This is a genomic window from Empedobacter sp. ULE_I140 (assembly GCF_053482575.1).
Genome location: NZ_JBQMTX010000001.1, coordinates 727745 through 747640 on the forward strand (window position 1 = coordinate 727745; position 19896 = coordinate 747640).

Sequence of the window (19896 nt, forward strand, 5' to 3'; positions counted from 1 at the left end):
AATGGCAGATTTAAAAAAATTAGCTGAAGAGTTAGTAAACTTAACAGTTTTAGAAGTTAATGAATTATCTACAATCTTAAAAGATGAATACGGAATCGAACCAGCTGCTGCTGCTGTAGTTGTTGCTGCAGGTGGAGCAGGTGAAGCTGCTGAAGAGCAATCAGAATTCGACGTAATCTTAAAAGAAGCAGGTGCATCTAAATTAGCAGTTGTTAAATTAGTTAAAGAATTAACTGGAAAAGGATTAAAAGAAGCTAAAGATTTAGTAGATTCAACTCCAGCAACAGTTAAAGAAGCAGTTTCTAAAGACGAAGCTGAAGCTTTAAAGAAACAGCTAGAAGAAGCTGGTGCAGTAGTAGAATTGAAGTAATTTTTATTACTCAAAAATATAGGTTTGGACCTAACACAGGACGTGTTAGGTCTAAACCTTTTTACGCATAAAGTCATTATATAAACCAAAATTCATTCGAAATTGGCCACTAAAGCAACATTAAGCAACTCGACTGAGAAAAAAGAAAGATTGAACTTCTCTTCTGCAAAAGCAGTCGCTCAGTTCCCAGATTTCCTTGACATTCAGATCAAATCGTTTGAAGATTTTTTCCAGTTGGAAACAAGACCTGACCAACGAAAAAATGAAGGTCTTTACCGAACATTTGCTGAGAATTTTCCAATTACGGATACTCGCAATCAGTTTGTTTTAGAATTCTTAGATTATTTCGTAGATCCACCACGTTACACAATTGATGAGTGTATCGAAAGAGGATTAACGTACAGCGTACCATTGAAAGCTCGTCTTAAATTGTACTGTACGGACGAAGAACACGAAGATTTCGAAACTGTAGTGCAAGACGTATACTTAGGAACAATTCCTTATATGTCTCCTTCAGGATCATTCATTATTAATGGTGCAGAGCGTGTTATTGTATCTCAATTACACCGTTCTCCTGGGGTATTCTTCGGACAATCTTTCCACGCGAATGGTACAAAATTGTACTCATCTCGTATCATTCCTTTCAAAGGATCTTGGATTGAGTTCGCAACAGACATCAACAGCGTAATGTACGCTTACATCGATCGTAAGAAAAAGTTACCATTAACTACCTTATTACGTGCTATCGGATACGAAAGAGATAAAGATATCTTAGAAATTTTCGACTTAGCAGAAGAAGTAAAAGTTAATAAAGCTAATTTAAAGAAAGTTGTAGGTCGTAAACTTGCTGCACGTGTATTAAATACATGGCACGAGGATTTCGTAGATGAAGATACAGGAGAAGTTGTATCTATCGAGCGTAATGAAATTATCTTAGACCGTGAAACAATCTTAGAGAAAGATCACATCGATCAAATCGTAGATTCTGGTGTTAAGACGATTTTATTACACAAAGAAGACATCAATTCTGCTGATTATGGAATTATCCATAATACTTTACAAAAAGACCCTACTAATACTGAAAAAGAGGCAGTAGAGTATATCTATAGACAATTACGTAACGCTGAGCCACCAGATGAGGAAACAGCAAGAGGAATTATTGACAAATTATTCTTCTCTGATCAACGTTATTCATTAGGTGAAGTAGGTCGTTACAGATTAAATAAAAAATTAGGCTTAAGCATTAGCGAGGACGTACAAGTATTGACTCGTGAAGATATCATTTCGATTATTAAATACTTAATCGAATTAATCAACTCTAAAGCAGAGGTGGATGATATCGACCACTTATCTAACCGTCGTGTAAGAACGGTAGGTGAGCAAATGGCTAGCCAATTCGGAGTAGGTTTAGCTCGTATGGCTAGAACTATCCGTGAAAGAATGAATGTTCGTGACAACGAGGTGTTTACACCAATCGATTTGATTAATGCTAAAACATTATCATCTGTTATCAACTCATTCTTCGGAACGAACCAGTTATCTCAGTTCATGGACCAAACAAATCCATTATCAGAGATTACACACAAACGTCGTTTATCAGCATTAGGACCTGGAGGTTTATCAAGAGAAAGAGCGGGATTCGAGGTACGTGACGTACACCACACTCATTACGGACGTTTATGTCCAATTGAAACTCCTGAGGGACCAAACATTGGTTTGATTTCGTCATTATGTGTATTCGCTAAAGTTAATAACTTAGGGTTCATCGAAACACCGTACAGAAAAGTAGAAGATGGAAAAGTGGACGTCGAATCAGCACCAATCTATTTAACTGCGGAAGAGGAGGAATCAAAAGTAATTGCTCAAGCCAATATCGACATGACAGACGATGGTACTATTGCTACTGAACGTGTAACTGCTCGTGAAGATGGGGATTTCCCTGTTGTAACGCCAGCAGAAGTTGATTTAATTGACGTTGCACCTAACCAGATTGCATCTATCTCAGCATCATTAATTCCTTTCTTGGAGCATGATGACGCCAACCGTGCGTTAATGGGATCGAACATGATGCGTCAGGCAGTTCCATTATTAAAACCTCAAGCACCAATTGTAGGTACTGGATTAGAAAAACAAGTTGCAAAAGATTCAAGAATCTTAGTAAATGCAGAACGTGAAGGTACAGTAACTTATGTTGATGCTGACATTATAACAATTAAATATGATCGCTCAGAAGACGAAGAATTAGTAAGCTTCGATACTGCTGAGAAAACATATAATTTAACAAAATTCAGAAAAACGAATCAAGGAACTACAATTACGTTGAAACCAATTGTAAAAGTTGGTGATCGTGTAGAGAAAGGACAAGTTTTATCTGAAGGTTATGCAACAGAAGGAGGAGAATTAGCAATTGGTCGTAACATGGTTGTTGCCTTTATGCCTTGGCAAGGATACAACTTCGAGGATGCCATTGTAATCTCTGAGAAAGCTGTTCGCGAAGACTGGTTTACATCTATCCACATCGATGAGTATTCATTAGATGTACGTGATACAAAATTAGGTATGGAAGAATTAACTTCAGACATTCCTAACGTTTCGGAAGAGGCTACAAAAGACTTAGACGAAAACGGTATGATCCGTATTGGAGCAGAAGTAAAACCTGGTGATATCTTGATTGGTAAGATTACTCCAAAAGGAGAATCTGATCCAACTCCAGAAGAAAAATTATTACGTGCGATCTTTGGTGACAAAGCAGGTGATGTAAAAGATGCTTCTCTTAAAGCCTCTCCATCATTACGTGGTGTTGTTATCGACAAAAAATTATTCTCACGTAGTATTAAGGATAAACGTAAACGTTCTCAAGACAAAGCTATTATTGATAGTGTAGAAGCTGAGTACGACGTTAAATTCAACGAATTAAGAGAGATTTTATTAGAGAAATTATACGTTTTATTAAACGGAAAAACTTCTCAAGGTATTTACAACGACTTGAACGAAGAAGTAATCAAGAAAGGTGTAAAATACACACAAAAAATCTTATCTAATGTTGAAGATTTCTTAAATTTAACTGGAGCAGAGTCTCTTTGGACAACAGACGAGGATAAGAACGAATTAGTAAAAGAATTGTTACATAATTACAAAATTAAGTACAATGATTTACAAGGAGCACTTAACCGCGAAAGATTTACAATCTCTGTTGGAGACGAGTTACCTGCAGGTATCGTTAAATTAGCAAAAATCTACATTGCGAAAAAACGTAAACTAAGAGTAGGGGATAAAATGGCAGGACGTCACGGTAACAAAGGTATTGTTGCACGTATCGTTCGCGACGAAGATATGCCTTTCTTAGAAGACGGAACGCCAGTAAATATCGTACTTAATCCACTTGGGGTACCATCTCGTATGAATATCGGTCAGATTTATGAAACGGTATTAGGATGGGCTGGACTTAAAATGGGTCAAAAATTTGCTACACCTATCTTCGATGGTGCTGAAATCGCTGATATCGATCGCATCACAGAAGAAGCAGGTATTCCAAAACACGGTACAACATATTTATATGACGGTAATACTGGAGAACGTTTTGATCAAAAAGCTACTGTAGGGGTGATTTACATGTTGAAATTAGGACACATGGTTGACGACAAAATGCACGCGCGTTCTATCGGACCATACTCATTAATTACTCAACAACCATTAGGAGGTAAAGCACAATTCGGTGGACAACGTTTCGGAGAGATGGAGGTTTGGGCATTAGAAGCATTCGGTGCATCTAATATCTTACGCGAAATCTTAACAGTTAAGTCGGATGACGTAATTGGACGTGCGAAAACTTACGAAGCAATCGTAAAAGGAGAGCCAATGCCAGAACCTGGTATTCCAGAATCATTTAACGTATTGTTACATGAATTACAAGGTCTTGGATTAGACATAAACTTGGAAGAATAATAGGGCAACCTATTATTCTACCTTTTTCGTTATAATAATATAATTGTTAGATACATTTCTATATGTCAACAAAAAATAAAACAAGTCAATTCTCAAAAATCCGTATCGGGTTAGCTTCTCCAGAATCGATTCTTCAAGAATCTAAAGGTGAAGTTTTAAAACCTGAAACGATTAACTATAGAACGCACAAACCAGAGCGTGACGGGTTATTCTGTGAGCGTATCTTTGGACCTGTAAAAGATTACGAATGTGCCTGCGGAAAATATAAAAGAATCCGTTATAAAGGTATCGTTTGTGACCGCTGTGGGGTTGAAGTTACTGAAAAGAAAGTTCGTCGTGAGCGTATTGGACACATCAATCTTGTTGTGCCAATTGCACATATTTGGTATTTCCGTTCATTACCAAACAAAATTGGTTACATCTTAGGATTACCATCTAAGAAATTAGACATGGTAATTTACTATGAAAGATATGTAGTGATTCAACCAGGTATCGCAAAAGGACCAGAAGGTGAAGAATTAAATAGATTAGATTTCTTATCAGAAGAAGAGTATTTAGATATCTTAGAAACTCTTCCAATCGAGAATCAATATCTAGAAGATACAGATCCTAATAAATTCGTTGCGAAAATGGGTGCTGAAGCATTAGAAGACCTATTATCTCGTATCAATTTAGATGAGTTATCTTACGAATTAAGACACAAAGCACACAACGAAACTTCTAAACAACGTCGTACAGAAGCGTTAAAACGTTTACAAGTTGTTGAGTCGTTACGTGAGTCAAATATGCACCACGTAAACCGTCCAGAATGGATGGTAATGCGCGTTATTCCGGTTATTCCACCAGAATTACGTCCGTTAGTTCCATTAGATGGTGGTCGTTTTGCAACATCAGATTTAAATGATTTATATCGTCGTGTAATTATCCGTAACAATCGTTTGAAACGATTAATGGAAATCAAAGCGCCAGAAGTAATCTTACGTAATGAAAAACGTATGTTACAAGAAGCGGTTGATTCATTATTTGATAACACGCGTAAAGCATCTGCTGTAAAAGCTGATGGTAACCGTCCGTTAAAATCATTATCTGATTCATTAAAAGGTAAACAAGGTCGTTTCCGTCAAAACTTATTAGGTAAACGTGTAGATTATTCTGCTCGTTCTGTAATTGTTGTTGGACCAACACTTAAATTACACGAATGTGGTTTACCAAAAGATATGGCAGCTGAATTATACAAACCATTCGTAGTTCGTAAATTAATCGAGCGTGGAATTGTAAAAACAGTTAAATCGGCTAAGAAAATTATCGATAGAAAAGAGCCAGTTGTTTGGGATATTTTAGAAAATGTAATCAAAGGTCATCCAGTTTTATTAAACCGTGCCCCTACGTTACACCGTTTAGGTATCCAAGCATTCCAACCGAAATTAATCGAAGGTAAAGCAATTCGTTTACACCCATTAGTGTGTACTGCCTTCAATGCCGATTTCGATGGTGACCAGATGGCTGTTCACTTACCATTAGGACCAGAAGCTGTTTTAGAAGCACAATTATTAATGTTGGCTTCTCAAAATATTTTGAATCCTGCAAATGGTTCTCCAATTACTGTACCTTCTCAGGATATGGTTTTAGGTCTTTACTACATGACGAAAATTCGTCGTACAGACCACCAATTTACAGTAAAAGGAGAAGGATTAACTTTCTATTCAGATGAAGAAGTTCAAATTGCATACAACGAAGGAGCTGTTGACTTAAACGCGCCAATTCGTGTAAAAGGAACAATTCGTGTAGGAGAGGAGTTGATAGAAAATCAATTAATCGAAACTTCTGTAGGACGTGTGTTATTCAACCAAATCGTTCCGAAACAAGTAGGTTATATTAATGAAGTATTAACGAAAAAATCGTTACGTACAATTATTAATAAAATTATCAAGATTACAGATTTCCCTACAACGGCTGCTTTCTTAGATGATATGAAACAATTAGGATACCGTAATGCCTTCGAGGGTGGTTTATCATTCTCATTAGGAGATATCTTAATCCCAGAACAAAAGAAAGACCTTATCTCAGGTGCGATCAACCAAGTTGAGAACATTAAGATGAACTATAACATGGGTCTTATTACAAATAACGAACGTTACAACCAAGTTATTGATGTTTGGACAACAACAAACGCGACATTAACAGAAATTGTAATGAAACGTATGACAGAAGATCAACAAGGATTTAACTCTGTATTCATGATGCTTGATTCTGGAGCACGTGGATCTAAAGAGCAAATTCGTCAGTTATCAGGTATGCGTGGATTGATGGCTAAACCTCAAAAAGCTGGTTCTACTGGTGGGGATATCATCGAAAACCCAATTATCTCTAACTTCCGTGAAGGTCTGTCTATCTTAGAGTACTTTATTTCTTCGCACGGTGCGCGTAAAGGTCTTGCCGATACTGCCTTAAAAACTGCCGATGCTGGATACTTGACTCGTCGTTTAGTTGACGTTGCGCAAGACGTTATCGTAATGCACGAAGATTGTGGTACATTAAGAGGTTTAGAAGTATCTGCACTTAAGAAAAAAGAAGAAATCATCGAAAGTTTATCTTCTCGTGTATTAGGTCGTACTTCATTAAATGATATTTACAACCCAGATAATGGTGAATTAATCATTTCTGCTGGTAACATTATTACAGAAGATATTGGTGATGCCTTAGAAGCAGCTGGTATTGAAAATGTAGAAGTTCGTTCTCCATTAACATGTGAAGCAAAAACTGGAATTTGTGCTAAATGTTACGGACGCAACTTAGCTACAGGTAAAGGTGTTCAGAAAGGTGAATCAGTTGGTGTAGTTGCTGCGCAATCTATTGGTGAGCCTGGTACACAGTTAACATTACGTACTTTCCACGTTGGGGGTACTGCGGGTAACGTTTCTGAGCAAAATACAATTAATGCTAAAGTTGATGGTACAATTGAGTTTGATGACTTACGTACTGTTGAATCGACAGATGATGCAGGTAACAAAGTAGATACAGTTGTTTCTCGTTCTACAGAGATGAAAGTAATTGACGATTTAGGAAACGTTCGTCAACAAACTAACATCGCTTATGGTACTATCTTATCTGTTAAAAACGGAGCTAAAGTTCAAAAAGGTCAAGAGATTGCAAGTTGGGACCCTTATAACGGGGTAATCATCGCAGAATCTACTGGTAAAATCGAATACGAACAATTAGAGCAAGGGGTAACTTTCCAAATTGAAATCGATGAGCAAACAGGATTCCAAGAAAAAGTTATTTCTGAATCACGTAATAAAAAATTAGTTCCAGCGTTAAGAGTTATCACTATTGATGGTGAAGAAAAAACATATAACTTACCAGTAGGTGCACACTTAATGGTAAATGATGGTGAAAAAATTAATGCAGGTAAAATCTTAGTTAAGATTCCTCGTAAGTCAGCTAAATCTGGCGATATTACAGGAGGTTTACCTCGTATTACAGAGTTGTTAGAGGCTCGTAATCCATCTAATCCAGCAGTTGTTTGTGAAATGGATGGAGTTGTTTCTTTTGGTAAAATAAAACGTGGTAACCGTGAAATCATCGTTGAATCTAAAAATGGTGAAATCCGTCGTTACTTAGTTAAATTATCAGCACAGATCTTAGTTCAAGAAAATGACTTCGTACGTGCAGGTGAGCCTTTATCAGATGGAGCAATTACACCAGAAGATATTTTAAGAATCTTAGGGCCAACAGCGGTTCAAGAATACTTAGTAAACGAGATTCAAGATGTATACCGTTTACAAGGGGTAAAAATTGATGACAAACACTTCGAAATTATCGTACGTCAAATGTTACGTAAAGTTCGTATTGTAGACTCAGGAGATTCAAGATTCTTAGAAGATAGTTTAGAGCACAAAGACGATTTCATGCAAGAAAACGATCGTTTATTTGGAATGAAAGTCGTAGAAGATGCTGGTGATTCTGACACATTAAGTCCAGGACAAATCATCACAGTTCGCGAATTACGTGACGAAAACTCTAAATTAAAACGTGAAGACAAAAACTTAGTGACAGCTCGTGAGGCTTTACCTGCAACAGCAGAAGCCGTTTTACAAGGTATTACAAGAGCATCTTTACAAACTAAATCTTTCATGTCTGCGGCATCGTTCCAGGAAACTACAAAAGTTCTTAACGAAGCAGCTGTAGCTGGTAAAGTAGACGGTTTAGTAGGATTAAAAGAAAACGTTATTGTTGGACACTTAATTCCTGCCGGAACTGGATTAAAAGAGTATCAAAACATCATCGTAGGATCTAACCGTGAATACGAGGAATTAATAAACGCAAAACAAGAATTATAATGTCAGAAAATCAACAAAACGAAGGATTAAACATTGAGTTAAACGAATTAGTAGCTCAAGGTGTTTATGCTACAGGAGCAATCATCAACCACTCACCATCTGAGTTCGTTGTAGATTTCGTTCAATTTTTACCAGGTGCTAGACCATCAGTAAAATCAAGAATTATTTTGTCTCCATTACAAGCAAAACAATTATCTCAATCGTTAGCAGAAAACGTAACTAACTTTGAGAAAAGCTTTGGTGAAATCAAAGAACCTCAAGTTAACAACGGTACTGCAACTTACGAAGCTTAAGAATCATTCTTAATATTTCAAAAAGTCCCTCAATCTTAGATTGGGGGATTTTTTTATGCAATCAAAACTATCAAATCATTAAAAATAATCTTATAAATGTTAGATCAATTATTAAATTGATAATTATTTATGATATTAATGCGAATAATTTAAAAATAAAATACATTAATCTTTTTAACAGTATTTTTTTGAATCGAAAAAATGTTTAGATTTGTATTTAGCAAATAACACAAGAATGTCTGACTATAAATTAATTCTACCTTCTATGGGAGAAGGTGTAATGGAAGCTACTGTAACAAATTGGATCAAAAATATTGGCGATTCGATTAGTGAAGATGAATCGGTTGTAGAAATCGCAACAGATAAAGTAGATTCTGATGTTCCTTCGCCAGTTGCAGGAGTTTTAAAAGAAATCTTAGTTCCAGTAGACAAAATTGCAAAAGTAGGTGAGCCTATCGCAATTTTGTCTGTTGATAGAGTTGTAGAACAAGCTGATTCGGTAGAAGAAGTAGATACAAATAGCGATCAGGAAATTGCTGATGCAGCAAAATCTATCGAAGCTGAAGTTGCAACAATCAAAACTGAAACGCTTATTACTTCGTCAGATGATAAATTTTATTCTCCTTTAGTAAAATCTATTGCGAAAGAAGAAGGTGTTTCTCAGGCTGAGTTAGATCAAATTTTAGGTTCAGGAAAAGACGGACGTGTAACGAAAGATGATATTTTGGATTTCGTTAAAAATAGAGGAAATCAACCAGCGAAAACAGTTGTTACGACTTCTGTTGCTGCACCAGTTGCTCAACCTCAAGCACCGCAAGTGCAATCTGCGCCAATTTCTGTTGGTGAAGGAGACGAAATTATCGAAATGGATAGAATGCGTAAAATTATTGCGCAAAATATGCTACAAGCAAAACAAATTGCTCCTCACGTAACGTCTTTCGTAGAAGTTGATATGACGAATATTGTGTTGTGGAGAGATAAAAATAAAAATGAATTTCAGAAAAAACATGGTGAGAAAATTACCTTCATGCCAATTTTTATCGAAGCTGTAGCAAAAGCAATTCAAGATTTCCCAATGATTAATGCTTCGGTTGATGGAGATAAAATTATTAAGAAGAAAAATATCAATATTGGAATGGCGGCTGCTTTACCAAGTGGAAATTTAATTGTTCCTGTTATCAAAAATGCAGATCAATTTAATTTAGCGGGGTTAGCTTCTCAGGTTAATGATTTAGCAAATCGTGCGCGTAATAATAAATTGAAACCAGCAGAAATACAGGGAGGAACGTATACAATTACAAATATTGGTTCTTTCGGAAATACATTAGGAACGCCAATTATTCCTCAACCTCAAGTAGCTATTTTGGCTGTTGGTGCAATTGTGAAAAAACCTGCTGTTATCGAAACTCCGCAAGGAGATATGATTGCAATTCGTCATAAAATGTACTTATCTCATGCTTACGATCACCGTGTTGTGGATGGAGCTTTAGGAGGTATGTTTGTAAAACGTGTTGCCGAATATCTAGAGGCTTTCGATATGAATACGCCTGTGTAAGAGTAAAATAATACTAGATATAAAAAATCCAACTAATTTTAGTTGGATTTTTTTCGTTTAAATTTATAAGTAAGCATTACACCGCCTTTGTAAAGCAGCCACTCCCCACTTTTATTAAATGATTGCGCAGAATCATATCGTCCCAAATTAGGAGAATCTTCTTTATAATATCCTTTGTAATTTCCTTGAGAGTGTCCTCCACCAACAAAAACATCTAATCCCCAATGTTCGTTAATTTTTACTTGATAACCTATTGTAGCTCCTGTTAAGATTGCTACTCCACGTTGATATTTATCAGTGTTCCAATAATTCCATTTTTGAATATCAAAGAAACCAACTCCAATGTTTGGACCTATATAAAATTTACTAAAAGATTTATCAAAGTAATATCTACCTTCACCAAAAGCCATATACATTTGTAAATGATTACCTGCAAATGATTTCCAAGGAGAGATAAAACCGTCAGCTTGTAAAGTTATTCTATCTGTGATTGCATGTTCAACACCAAGATTTACCATTGCAAGTGGCATTGTTAACGCATTAACTTTTATTTGTGTTTCTCCTTTTTGAGCAAAGATTGTGGCGGGAAATAACAACCAAATTAATTTATTCATTCGTAATTTTTATCAGTTTGCGAAGCTAAGGTAAAAAAAAAGGTTTATTTAGATATTAATTCAAGCTTTTTTATAACTTTACTTAACATTTAATATATTATGGCACCAATCATATCAATCCTAATAATATTTTTGATTTTCGGAATTTTTGTTTCGATATTCTTTGTTATTGCCGTATCTGATGCGAAAGTCAGAGAGAAAAATGAACAACATACGCTGAAAAGTTTACCAGATCAGGTAGATCTAAAGGCTGTTGTACGTTATAATATTGGGCGTCCGCAAGGTAGATTTCTTAAAATGAAATCTTTTCAAGGAAGTGGTGTGTTGTATGCGCAAGGAGAACAATTAATCTTCAAAGATATTTTGGGTAATGAAGATCATATTTTTGATTTGAAAACATGCAAATTATCTTGGGTTGAGAACAAAATAAATGGGATTACAAATGCTTTTAAAGTAGCAGATCACGAAGCTATCATCTTCTTTTATATTGATAAAGGTGTCTTTATTTTTAATGCAATTGAAGAAAATGCGTCGACTTCAGATTTATATATTCGTTTGAAAGAATTGCGTAAAAGTATTAGAAATGCTAAAAAAGCTGAGTCGGCAAGTGAATAGTTAATCCAGCTCGGAAACCGCTCATATCTTTAAAATCCTTATTTTCTCTAAACTCGAAAGAATAGCCAGCATTTAACTCTACAATGCTCAAAACTGCGATACCAGCTTTTGGAGTAATTGTCCACGGAGAAACTTCAGTACGGATAACATAAAAAGCAGAGTTAAAGTTAGAGCTATATGGATCACCAGTATTGTTGCGAAAATTGAACATATATCCAGCTCCAACTTCTGGAATTACACGAAATTTGTCTTTCATATAACCCAAATTAGCATTGGCGCTAAACGTCAAAATATTGTTATTATCTTGTACTAAGAACAAATCTGTTCCAACTTTTCCGTAATTTCCGTTCCAATATTCATAACCAAGATTAATTGTAAAATAATCGGATAAATTTTGTTGTGGTTTCGCTTGAAAACTAATGATAAAAACAAAGATTGCGATGAACTTTTTCATGTGATAAAATTAATGAATTATTTAGCTTTCTCCCAAAAAATAAATTTTCATCATCATTAATGATTTTTTATTTCAAATTGAGAGGTATATTTACTCCAATTGAAAATTGAAAACCTTTGATAGGTTTAAAACTATCTTTTTTATTAATCTTAAAACCATAACCAATCCCAAAATCGATCAAAGTCATAAATGTTAATCCAACTTTTGGAGTAATGTTATAAGGAGTAAATTCGCTTTCCACAAAAGGAAAAATGTATGATCCACTCGAAGCAAGAAATCCTGTAACGCCAATTTCTGGAATGACATGGAAATTATCTCGCATATAAGCCATGTTGATGTTGGCGTCTATTCGTGGAGTAAGAAATGTGTCACCTAATCCAAATGTGTAAAACAGACCTAGTTTGGCAAAGTTCCCAGATTGATTAGAATAACTTCCTGAAACGCCAAATAAGTTTTGACTGAATGCAAAAGAGGAGAATAAAAGAATGAAGATTGTACTGATTTTCTTTAAAGTCATACGTTTGGTTTTGAAATTAAATTTAGTGTAAAGATAAATAGCTACAACAAGATAAGTTGTAGCTATTTATAATGATTTATTAAAATTTAAAATCGACTCAAAATTTTAATCCATCGTGAATCCTTTTGTATAGATTCGTCCGTAATAATCTGCAAACTTAATTGATACGCGACCTTTATAATTTTTTAAGATTTTTTCGATATCGTCTTGTGAACTTACATTTTTATCATTGATTGATAAGATAATAAATTCTTCTTGAACACCTGCAGCAGCTAATTTTCCTGCATTATCTAGATGTTTTACCATTACACCATAATTGATTCCAAAACTATCTTTTTGACGTTCTGTTAATGGCTCAAATTCTGCACCAAGAACTTCAGTTGGCGTTAAGTCAGATTTGCTTCTCACTTTAGTGCTTCCTTTAGCATCTTTCAATGTAATGTTGTATGTTTTCTCAGAGTTTCCACGTCTTACAGTAAGTGCAACATTGTCACCAGGACGTTTGCTACCTACGATGAATGATAATGATGAGAAAGATGTAATTGGTTTTCCATCTACAGCTGTAATGATGTCGCCTTCTTCGATTCCAGAATCAATTGCAGATCCTTTCGCAACCAATTCAGTTACCATTACTCCATTATCGGTTTTAATATTTTTCTTGAATTGTTTGTTGTATTGTTTTACAGCATCTTCATTCGATAAGTCAAAACCTTTGATACCTAAATATCCACGTTGTACAATTCCGTATGATTTGATATCCTCCACAACTTTTTTCACCAAGTTTGCAGGAACAGCAAATCCATAACCAGAATAAGCTCCTGTTGGCGAAGAAATAGCTGTATTGATACCAATTAAATCTCCGTTAGCATTCACCAAAGCACCACCAGAGTTTCCTGGATTAATCGCTGCATCGGTTTGAATAAACGATTCGATTGGTGATTCAGAATTTTTACCTAAAATATTAATGCTACGACCTTTTGCTGAAACAATACCTGCTGTAACAGTAGAAGTCAGTCCAAATGGATTACCAACTGCTAAAACCCAATCTCCAACATTAATGGCATCAGAATCGACAAATTTTGTGAATGGTAAACCTTTTTCACTAATTTTCAATAAGGCAATATCTGTACTTGGATCTGTTCCAACTAATTCGGCAATATAACTTTTTTGATTATTCAATGTCACCTCAATTTTAGAAGCACCTTGTATCACGTGATTATTTGTAACTATATATCCATCTTGAGAAATAATTACACCAGAACCCATTCCAGATGGTTGATCTTGATCAGGTTGCTGTTGTTGTCTTCCTCTTTGTTGTTGTTCTGGTTGACCAAAAAAGAAATCAAACGGATCAAACATTTGTTGCTGTTGTTGCTGTCTTTGATTTGAATAATTTTTGATACTCACAACGGTATGTACTGCTTTGTTAGATGCCTGTACAAAGTTTGGCGCATCATATCCATAATTTCCTTTATAATCTACAAATTCAAAGTCTCCGTTTTTCTGATTACTCGCATTTGTAATAAATGGATTACTTCCATTTTCGTTCATCAAATAAAAACCTCCCATAGTTGTCATAGAACTCACTAATCCAACTAATAAGTATCCTGTATATTTTTTCATCTTTATTATATAAGTTTTTAATGTTTTAGATTAAATCAAATTTAAGACCAAAATTTTAACATTTCAAACCGTTTAACGCATGTTAACACTATATTATAAATCTTTTATAACATTAGTTAAGAGTGACAAAAATGTCTTTACTTTGTTTAAAATTAAAGAAGTTGAAATTAAAATTTTATAAATATCAAGGAGCTGGGAATGACTTTGTCATGATTGATGATCGAGAAAAAACGTTTCCAATCTCTACAGAATTGATTAATAGGCTATGTGATCGTAATTTTGGGATTGGAGCTGATGGTTTGATTTTGTTACAAAATGATGAAAATTCAGACTTCAGAATGGTGTATTTCAATTCAGATGGAAATGAAAGTACAATGTGCGGAAACGGAGGACGTTGTATTATTCGATTTGCAAATGATTTGGATGTTGCCAATGACAAAATGACATTTAATGCGATTGATGGTTTGCATCATGGTATCGTAGATCAAGAAGTTATTCGTTTACAGATGATTGATGTAAATGAAGTGGAAGATCACGACAAATATTTGTTTATGAACACAGGTTCGCCGCATCACGTAGAATTTGTGGAGAATGTGGAAGATATTAATGTCTACAAAAAAGGAAAAGCAATTCGTAATGGTGCGCCTTATTTTGAGAAAGGATCTAACGTAAATTTTGTTGAAGTTATGCCAGATAGTAGTCTTACAATTCGTACGTATGAGCGTGGAGTAGAGGACGAAACTTTAGCTTGCGGAACAGGAATTACGGCTGCAGCGATTTCTGCTTATGTCAAAAATTTGGTAGACAAAAAAGATATCAAAGTAAAAGCAATGGGTGGAGATTTATCTGTAAATTTTGAAGAAAATAATCATAACTTTGTCAATGTTTGGTTAAATGGACCAGCAGTAAAAGTTTTTGAAGGTGAAATTGAAATTTAATTCAATCCAATGAAAAAATTAAATTTAGTATTAATATTAATCTGTTCATTCGCATTTGTAGGATGTACATTTATAGACGGTTTCAAAGGGAATGCAACCAAAGATGGTTATATTTATATTTCTCGTGGAGCTAAATTTGAACAAGTTTTAGATTCTTTAAAACCATTTTTGAAGGATGAAAAATTGTTCAAACAATATGCAGAAGATGCAGATTATCCAGCAACGATAAAATCTGGAAAATATAAAATCTCAAGCTCAGATTCTAACCGCGATATTATTGATCGTTTGCAAGGAGGAGAGCAAGAGGAAGTGAAGCTTCGTATTAAAAATGAACCGACAATTTATCATTTAGCAGGATCAGTTTCCAAGCAAATTGATATGGATTCTATCGAAGTTTTGACGGCTATTCGCGATTTTGTGAAAGAAAAAAACGATACAACGTTAAACGACGAAACAGTTAAGCAATATTTTATCCCAGACACGTATTTCGTGTATTGGGGATTAACACCAGAAAAGTTTGTGGACAAAATGGTAGCGCAACACGACAAAGTGTGGAATGCAGATCGTTTGGCAAAAGCAAAAGCGCTCAACATGACACCTTTGCAAGTCACAACGTTGGCGTCTATTGTGCAATTGGAATCGTCTGATAATATGGATGAACAACAAAAAGTTGCACGTGCATATATGAATCGTTTGGCGAAAGATATGCGTTTAGAGGCCGATCCAACTTCTATTTATGCGTACAAAATGGAAAATGGTTGGGATCAAAAAGTGCAACGTGTGTATAAAAAATGGACGTGGTCGTCGAATGCCTACAACACATATCGTAACAAAGGTTTACCACCAGCGCCAATTTGTTTGCCAAATTTAGGAGCAATTGATGCGGTTTTATCACCAGCAAATCACGATTTTATTTTCTTTGTTGCAGATCCTAAAAAACCAGGTTACCACATTTATACCAATGATTATCAGGAACATTTGAAAAATGCTGAGAATTATAGAAATTGGTTAAAAGAGAATAATATCAAATAGTTGTATCTTTAGCTAAACCAATTTTAGCTATGTTACAATCAAATTATACAAAAAGAGAATTCCTAAAACTGCTTGGTACAGGTAGTTTAGGAATTTTTTTTATGTCTTTTTATTCGTTTGATGATTTTTTGGATGATGATTTAATAATCTTGACAAAAGATGATGAAAAGTATGATCAATACAGAAAATCATTCAATAAAAGAATTGAGAAATTTCCGAAAATTATAGCAGTTTGTAAATCTGAAACTGGAATAAAAAAAGCAATTGCATTAGCAAACGAAAAGAAACTAAAAATTGCCATTCGAAGTGGAGGACATAGTTTTGAAGGTTTTTCGAATGTTGATAACGGATTGTTGATTCATCTTGGATTGATGAATAAAATTACGTGGTTGCACGAGAATAAAGTGAAATTACAACCAGCTTGTTTGTTGCAGGAAATTTATGCGAATTTTTTACCTAAGAAAAGAATTATTCCAGCTGGTTCGTGTGGAACTGTCGCTATTGGAGGTTTGACTTTGGGCGGTGGTTACGGTTTTTTTAGTCGGAAATATGGTTTGACCTGTGATAATTTGCTTCGTGTAAAAATGATCGATTACAAAGGAAATATAATCGATTCTGATAAAGATCCAGATTTACTTTGGGCGTGTAAAGGAGGCGGAAATGGAAATTTTGGTGTTGTGACAGAATTACATTTCAAAACTTATCCAGCACCACAATCTTTCAGTGGATATCGTATGAAATTTAATAATTTGACTTCTGATAAATTTGTTAAATTAATTCGGCTTTGGTTTCAAACAACGGAAAAGTTACCCAACGAAGCTTTTTCGGCTTTTGTGTTGAATGGAAAATTTTTAACGATTTTATTTACTAATTTTGCAGCAAATCAAACTGATTTTGAGAAAACATTTTCGAGTTTAATTCCACTAGCGAATGATTACAAACCGATGAAAAATAGAAATCTGGCTGCTGCACTCAAAAATTATTATGGTGTAACAGAACCAATTTATTTCAAAAATTCTTCGGCTGGTTTGTACTCAGGAATTGAAGATATAGAAAAAGGTTTGGAAGATATTTTTGCAAAAGTTGTTGCTTCTAAAGGAATGATTTATCAGATAAATACTTTGGGAGGAAAAATAAATGAAGTCAAAGTTTCAGATTCTGCTTATCCGCATCGTGATATTAATTATTTAAGCGAATTACAAGCATATTGGGATTTACCTTCGCAAGAAGAAAAGTTGACAAAATCATTTGAAGAAGTGCAACAATTATTAAGAAATCTTGGAAATGTAAAACAATACCGAAATTATCCAGATATCAATTTTCCTGATGCAAATAATGCTTATTTCGGAAATAATTTGGTTCGTTTGCAAAAGTTGAAAAAGAAATATGATCCGAATAATTTGTTTGATTATCCGCAAGTGATTAAATAAAGAAAACTCCTGAAAATTATTTTTCAGGAGTTTTTGATTGATTATTTGAAAGCTTTTTTCATCTTAAATTTTAGCATATTCATTAATCCTGATTCGATAATATCAATACCTAAACCATAATTACTATCTGCAATTGTGTAATGATTATTTCGGAATTCCTCGAAATTTTCCATCGTAATTTCATGATTCGTCGAAGGATTGTATTCAATGTAAGCACTTCCTCCGCTCGCTGTAATTTTCTTTCTACTTGAGTAGGTGAAATATTTATCATTAATCGTCGATTCTTGAATCGTATACTTTTCTTTTGTATCAATTTTTTGATCGGTTGATAAGTTTATTTCATACTTTTCACTATCGAAATTATGCCAAAAACTTGCATCTTCGTGAATAAAATCTCTCACATTATTCTTCGGGATATTTCGATCAAAGAACATCAAGAAGCGTTCGTTTGTTACTTTATCTTTAAAATATGGATTCTCGATTCGTGCTTTATATTTTATCGTTAATTCGTTCAGCTTTTTATCATCCGAAACAATTTCAATCGAAGTGTCTTTAAAAATTTCTCTCAAATCCATTTCAGGGCGATCTGCACTATAATTTAACGCATAATAAAAGAAACTATTCCAACTATCAATAATTTCGCGCTTGTTGGTATTCTTGAAATATCGGCGCATATTATTTGCACGATTGTAACGATAAATCGATTGAGATTCTAAATAACCTTCGTTTCCTTTTGCAACTACACTGACTTTTTCATCTATACAAAATTTAGGAAATTTGTAAGGTTCGCGAATTTGTAAGGTCTGATTTGGTTTAATTTCTAAATAATGCGCAAAATAAATAAAGCTTCTATTTTCTAAGTAACCATACTCATTACGCATTGTTGCATCAACGTAATATGTCTCATTATTATGTTTCACTTTTACAATCACATGATTGAAAGCCAACAACGAAGGGAGATAATATTTGAAATAGAAATCAGTATTATAATTCAGTAAAATGATTGAAGATTCTAATCCTAGATAATCAAAAATAACTTTCAATAAAATAGATTTTGCCTTGCAATCTCCTTGTTTATTTGCATAAGTTACTTCTGCTTCTTGAGGTTTGTGACCGCTCATTTCATCGGCATTGTAGATATAATAAATATGGTTTTGAACATATTCTATCGCATATTCAATTTTATCTTCGATGTCAGAAAATTCATTTAATTTTTCAATCAGATTTGGTGCGAAACTTTCAAGATTAGCTTTGTTAAGCACTTCTTCGTAATAAGGCGAAATAAAGTTTGAAAGCTTTTCCCACGTGCTTTTTGTTGCAAAATCGATGTAAGGAAAAATCTCGCGATTTGGATCTGTTGGGTTAAGATAATTTACTAACTCAAAAACGTAAGAACCACCAGAAGAAATTGTTCCTGTTTCAGGTTCGATTACATTTCCATTTTGGTCACGGAAGAAGTTTTTCTTGTAAACAAATTCATCATCACGCTCATTGATTAATTCGAACGTATAATTTCCATATGCCCAATACGAATCAGGGCTAACCCATAAATATCGGCTGTATTCTTTGCGGACAAAATCTTTATCAGTAAATATTTTTTCTCTTGCATCTTCTAATACAAGAATATCATATAAACGCAAATCTTTGATCGAAATATTAATTTTTTTGCTTTTGTTGATTACGCCAGAACCGCTATCATTTTCGTTATCTAAAACTTTTACAGTGATATCTGCTAATTTATCAATTAACTCTCCATCACGAATCACAGAAATTCTATGAATCAAATAAATTTCGTTTTCTTCGACAATTGTATCGAAAGTAGAAGCTTTTTCTAAATTTGCAGGATCGGTTAAGGTGTAAGACATGTTAACATACTCGATATGTTTTTCACGTGTTACATAAAATTTTTTGTCCAAAAAGTAACAATAATCTCGTCCTTCATCTAAAATATTTTTCGAGAAATCAGTTTCTTTAGAAAGTTCAATAATTTGTTCGTCTGTTAAACTCTTTGTCCAATTTTCTGGTTGAATAATTTTATAAATTTCGGTAGTAGGGTTTTCCATTTATTTATTTTTAGTTGATTAGATTAAAAGTACAAAAATTATTTATAAAAAAAACGCGTCTACAAAGTAGACGCGTTTCGTTAAATTTTATGATAAAAATGTAATCT

General features: G+C 34.2%; 14 protein-coding genes. 9 read left to right on the plus strand and 5 right to left on the minus strand.

Going from position 1 to position 19896, the window contains the following annotated elements:
- Position 1: 1 nt before the first annotated feature.
- From rplL to ACTS9J_RS03475, 5 genes are all read left to right on the plus strand, one after another.
- Complete coding sequence (gene rplL, locus ACTS9J_RS03455; protein WP_019974307.1) at positions 2 to 370, plus strand: 50S ribosomal protein L7/L12; 369 nt, start codon at positions 2 to 4, stop codon at positions 368 to 370.
- A gap of 102 nt (positions 371 to 472) precedes the next feature.
- The gene (rpoB, locus tag ACTS9J_RS03460; protein WP_125349434.1) at positions 473 to 4315 is read left to right on the plus strand and encodes a DNA-directed RNA polymerase subunit beta; all 3843 of its coding nucleotides are present in this window, start codon (positions 473 to 475) and stop codon (positions 4313 to 4315) included.
- Between the two features lie 62 nt (positions 4316 to 4377).
- Entirely contained in the window at positions 4378 to 8655 is a 4278-nt protein-coding gene (rpoC, locus tag ACTS9J_RS03465) for a DNA-directed RNA polymerase subunit beta' (protein WP_291047741.1), read from the plus strand.
- Positions 8655 to 8948, plus strand: a complete 294-nt coding sequence (locus tag ACTS9J_RS03470; protein WP_038331074.1) for a DUF3467 domain-containing protein — start codon at positions 8655 to 8657, stop codon at positions 8946 to 8948. The genes rpoC and ACTS9J_RS03470 overlap by 1 nt, the downstream gene beginning before the upstream one ends.
- Before the next feature lie 235 nt (positions 8949 to 9183).
- Positions 9184 to 10503, plus strand: a complete 1320-nt coding sequence (locus ACTS9J_RS03475) for a dihydrolipoamide acetyltransferase family protein (RefSeq protein WP_291059149.1) — start codon at positions 9184 to 9186, stop codon at positions 10501 to 10503.
- A 38-nt stretch (positions 10504 to 10541) separates the two neighbouring features.
- Here the strand turns inward: ACTS9J_RS03475 and ACTS9J_RS03480 are convergent, their stop codons facing one another.
- The gene (locus tag ACTS9J_RS03480; RefSeq protein WP_291047747.1) at positions 10542 to 11117 is read right to left on the minus strand and encodes a DUF3575 domain-containing protein; all 576 of its coding nucleotides are present in this window, start codon (positions 11115 to 11117) and stop codon (positions 10542 to 10544) included.
- A gap of 99 nt (positions 11118 to 11216) precedes the next feature.
- Here ACTS9J_RS03480 and ACTS9J_RS03485 point away from each other — a divergent pair, with 99 nt between their 5' ends.
- Entirely contained in the window at positions 11217 to 11732 is a 516-nt protein-coding gene (locus tag ACTS9J_RS03485; RefSeq protein WP_291047749.1) for a hypothetical protein, read from the plus strand.
- Here ACTS9J_RS03485 and ACTS9J_RS03490 read toward each other — a convergent pair.
- From ACTS9J_RS03490 to ACTS9J_RS03500, 3 genes are all read right to left on the minus strand, one after another.
- Positions 11704 to 12186: a hypothetical protein gene (locus ACTS9J_RS03490; RefSeq protein WP_448352849.1), complete on the minus strand. Its 483-nt coding sequence runs from the start codon at positions 12184 to 12186 to the stop codon at positions 11704 to 11706. The two genes, ACTS9J_RS03485 and ACTS9J_RS03490, sit on opposite strands and share 29 nt — an antisense overlap.
- Before the next feature lie 67 nt (positions 12187 to 12253).
- Positions 12254 to 12703 (minus strand): hypothetical protein, encoded by a 450-nt coding sequence (locus ACTS9J_RS03495; RefSeq protein WP_448352850.1) that lies wholly within the window; start codon positions 12701 to 12703, stop codon positions 12254 to 12256.
- A 105-nt stretch (positions 12704 to 12808) separates the two neighbouring features.
- Positions 12809 to 14326, minus strand: coding sequence for a Do family serine endopeptidase (locus ACTS9J_RS03500; protein WP_286479125.1), 1518 nt, complete (start codon positions 14324 to 14326; stop codon positions 12809 to 12811).
- A 161-nt stretch (positions 14327 to 14487) separates the two neighbouring features.
- Here ACTS9J_RS03500 and dapF point away from each other — a divergent pair, with 161 nt between their 5' ends.
- Genes dapF through ACTS9J_RS03515 form a run of 3 tightly spaced genes read left to right on the plus strand, consistent with a single transcriptional unit; the run spans position 14488 to position 17726 of the window.
- Positions 14488 to 15264: a diaminopimelate epimerase gene (dapF, locus tag ACTS9J_RS03505; RefSeq protein WP_448352851.1), complete on the plus strand. Its 777-nt coding sequence runs from the start codon at positions 14488 to 14490 to the stop codon at positions 15262 to 15264.
- 9 nt (positions 15265 to 15273) lie between these two features.
- Positions 15274 to 16296 (plus strand): endolytic transglycosylase MltG, encoded by a 1023-nt coding sequence (gene mltG / locus ACTS9J_RS03510; protein ID WP_448352852.1) that lies wholly within the window; start codon positions 15274 to 15276, stop codon positions 16294 to 16296.
- A 29-nt stretch (positions 16297 to 16325) separates the two neighbouring features.
- Positions 16326 to 17726, plus strand: coding sequence for an FAD-dependent oxidoreductase (locus ACTS9J_RS03515; RefSeq protein ID WP_448352853.1), 1401 nt, complete (start codon positions 16326 to 16328; stop codon positions 17724 to 17726).
- A gap of 41 nt (positions 17727 to 17767) precedes the next feature.
- Here the strand turns inward: ACTS9J_RS03515 and ACTS9J_RS03520 are convergent, their stop codons facing one another.
- Positions 17768 to 19789: a hypothetical protein gene (locus ACTS9J_RS03520; RefSeq protein ID WP_448352854.1), complete on the minus strand. Its 2022-nt coding sequence runs from the start codon at positions 19787 to 19789 to the stop codon at positions 17768 to 17770.
- Between the last annotated feature and the right edge of the window lie 107 nt (positions 19790 to 19896).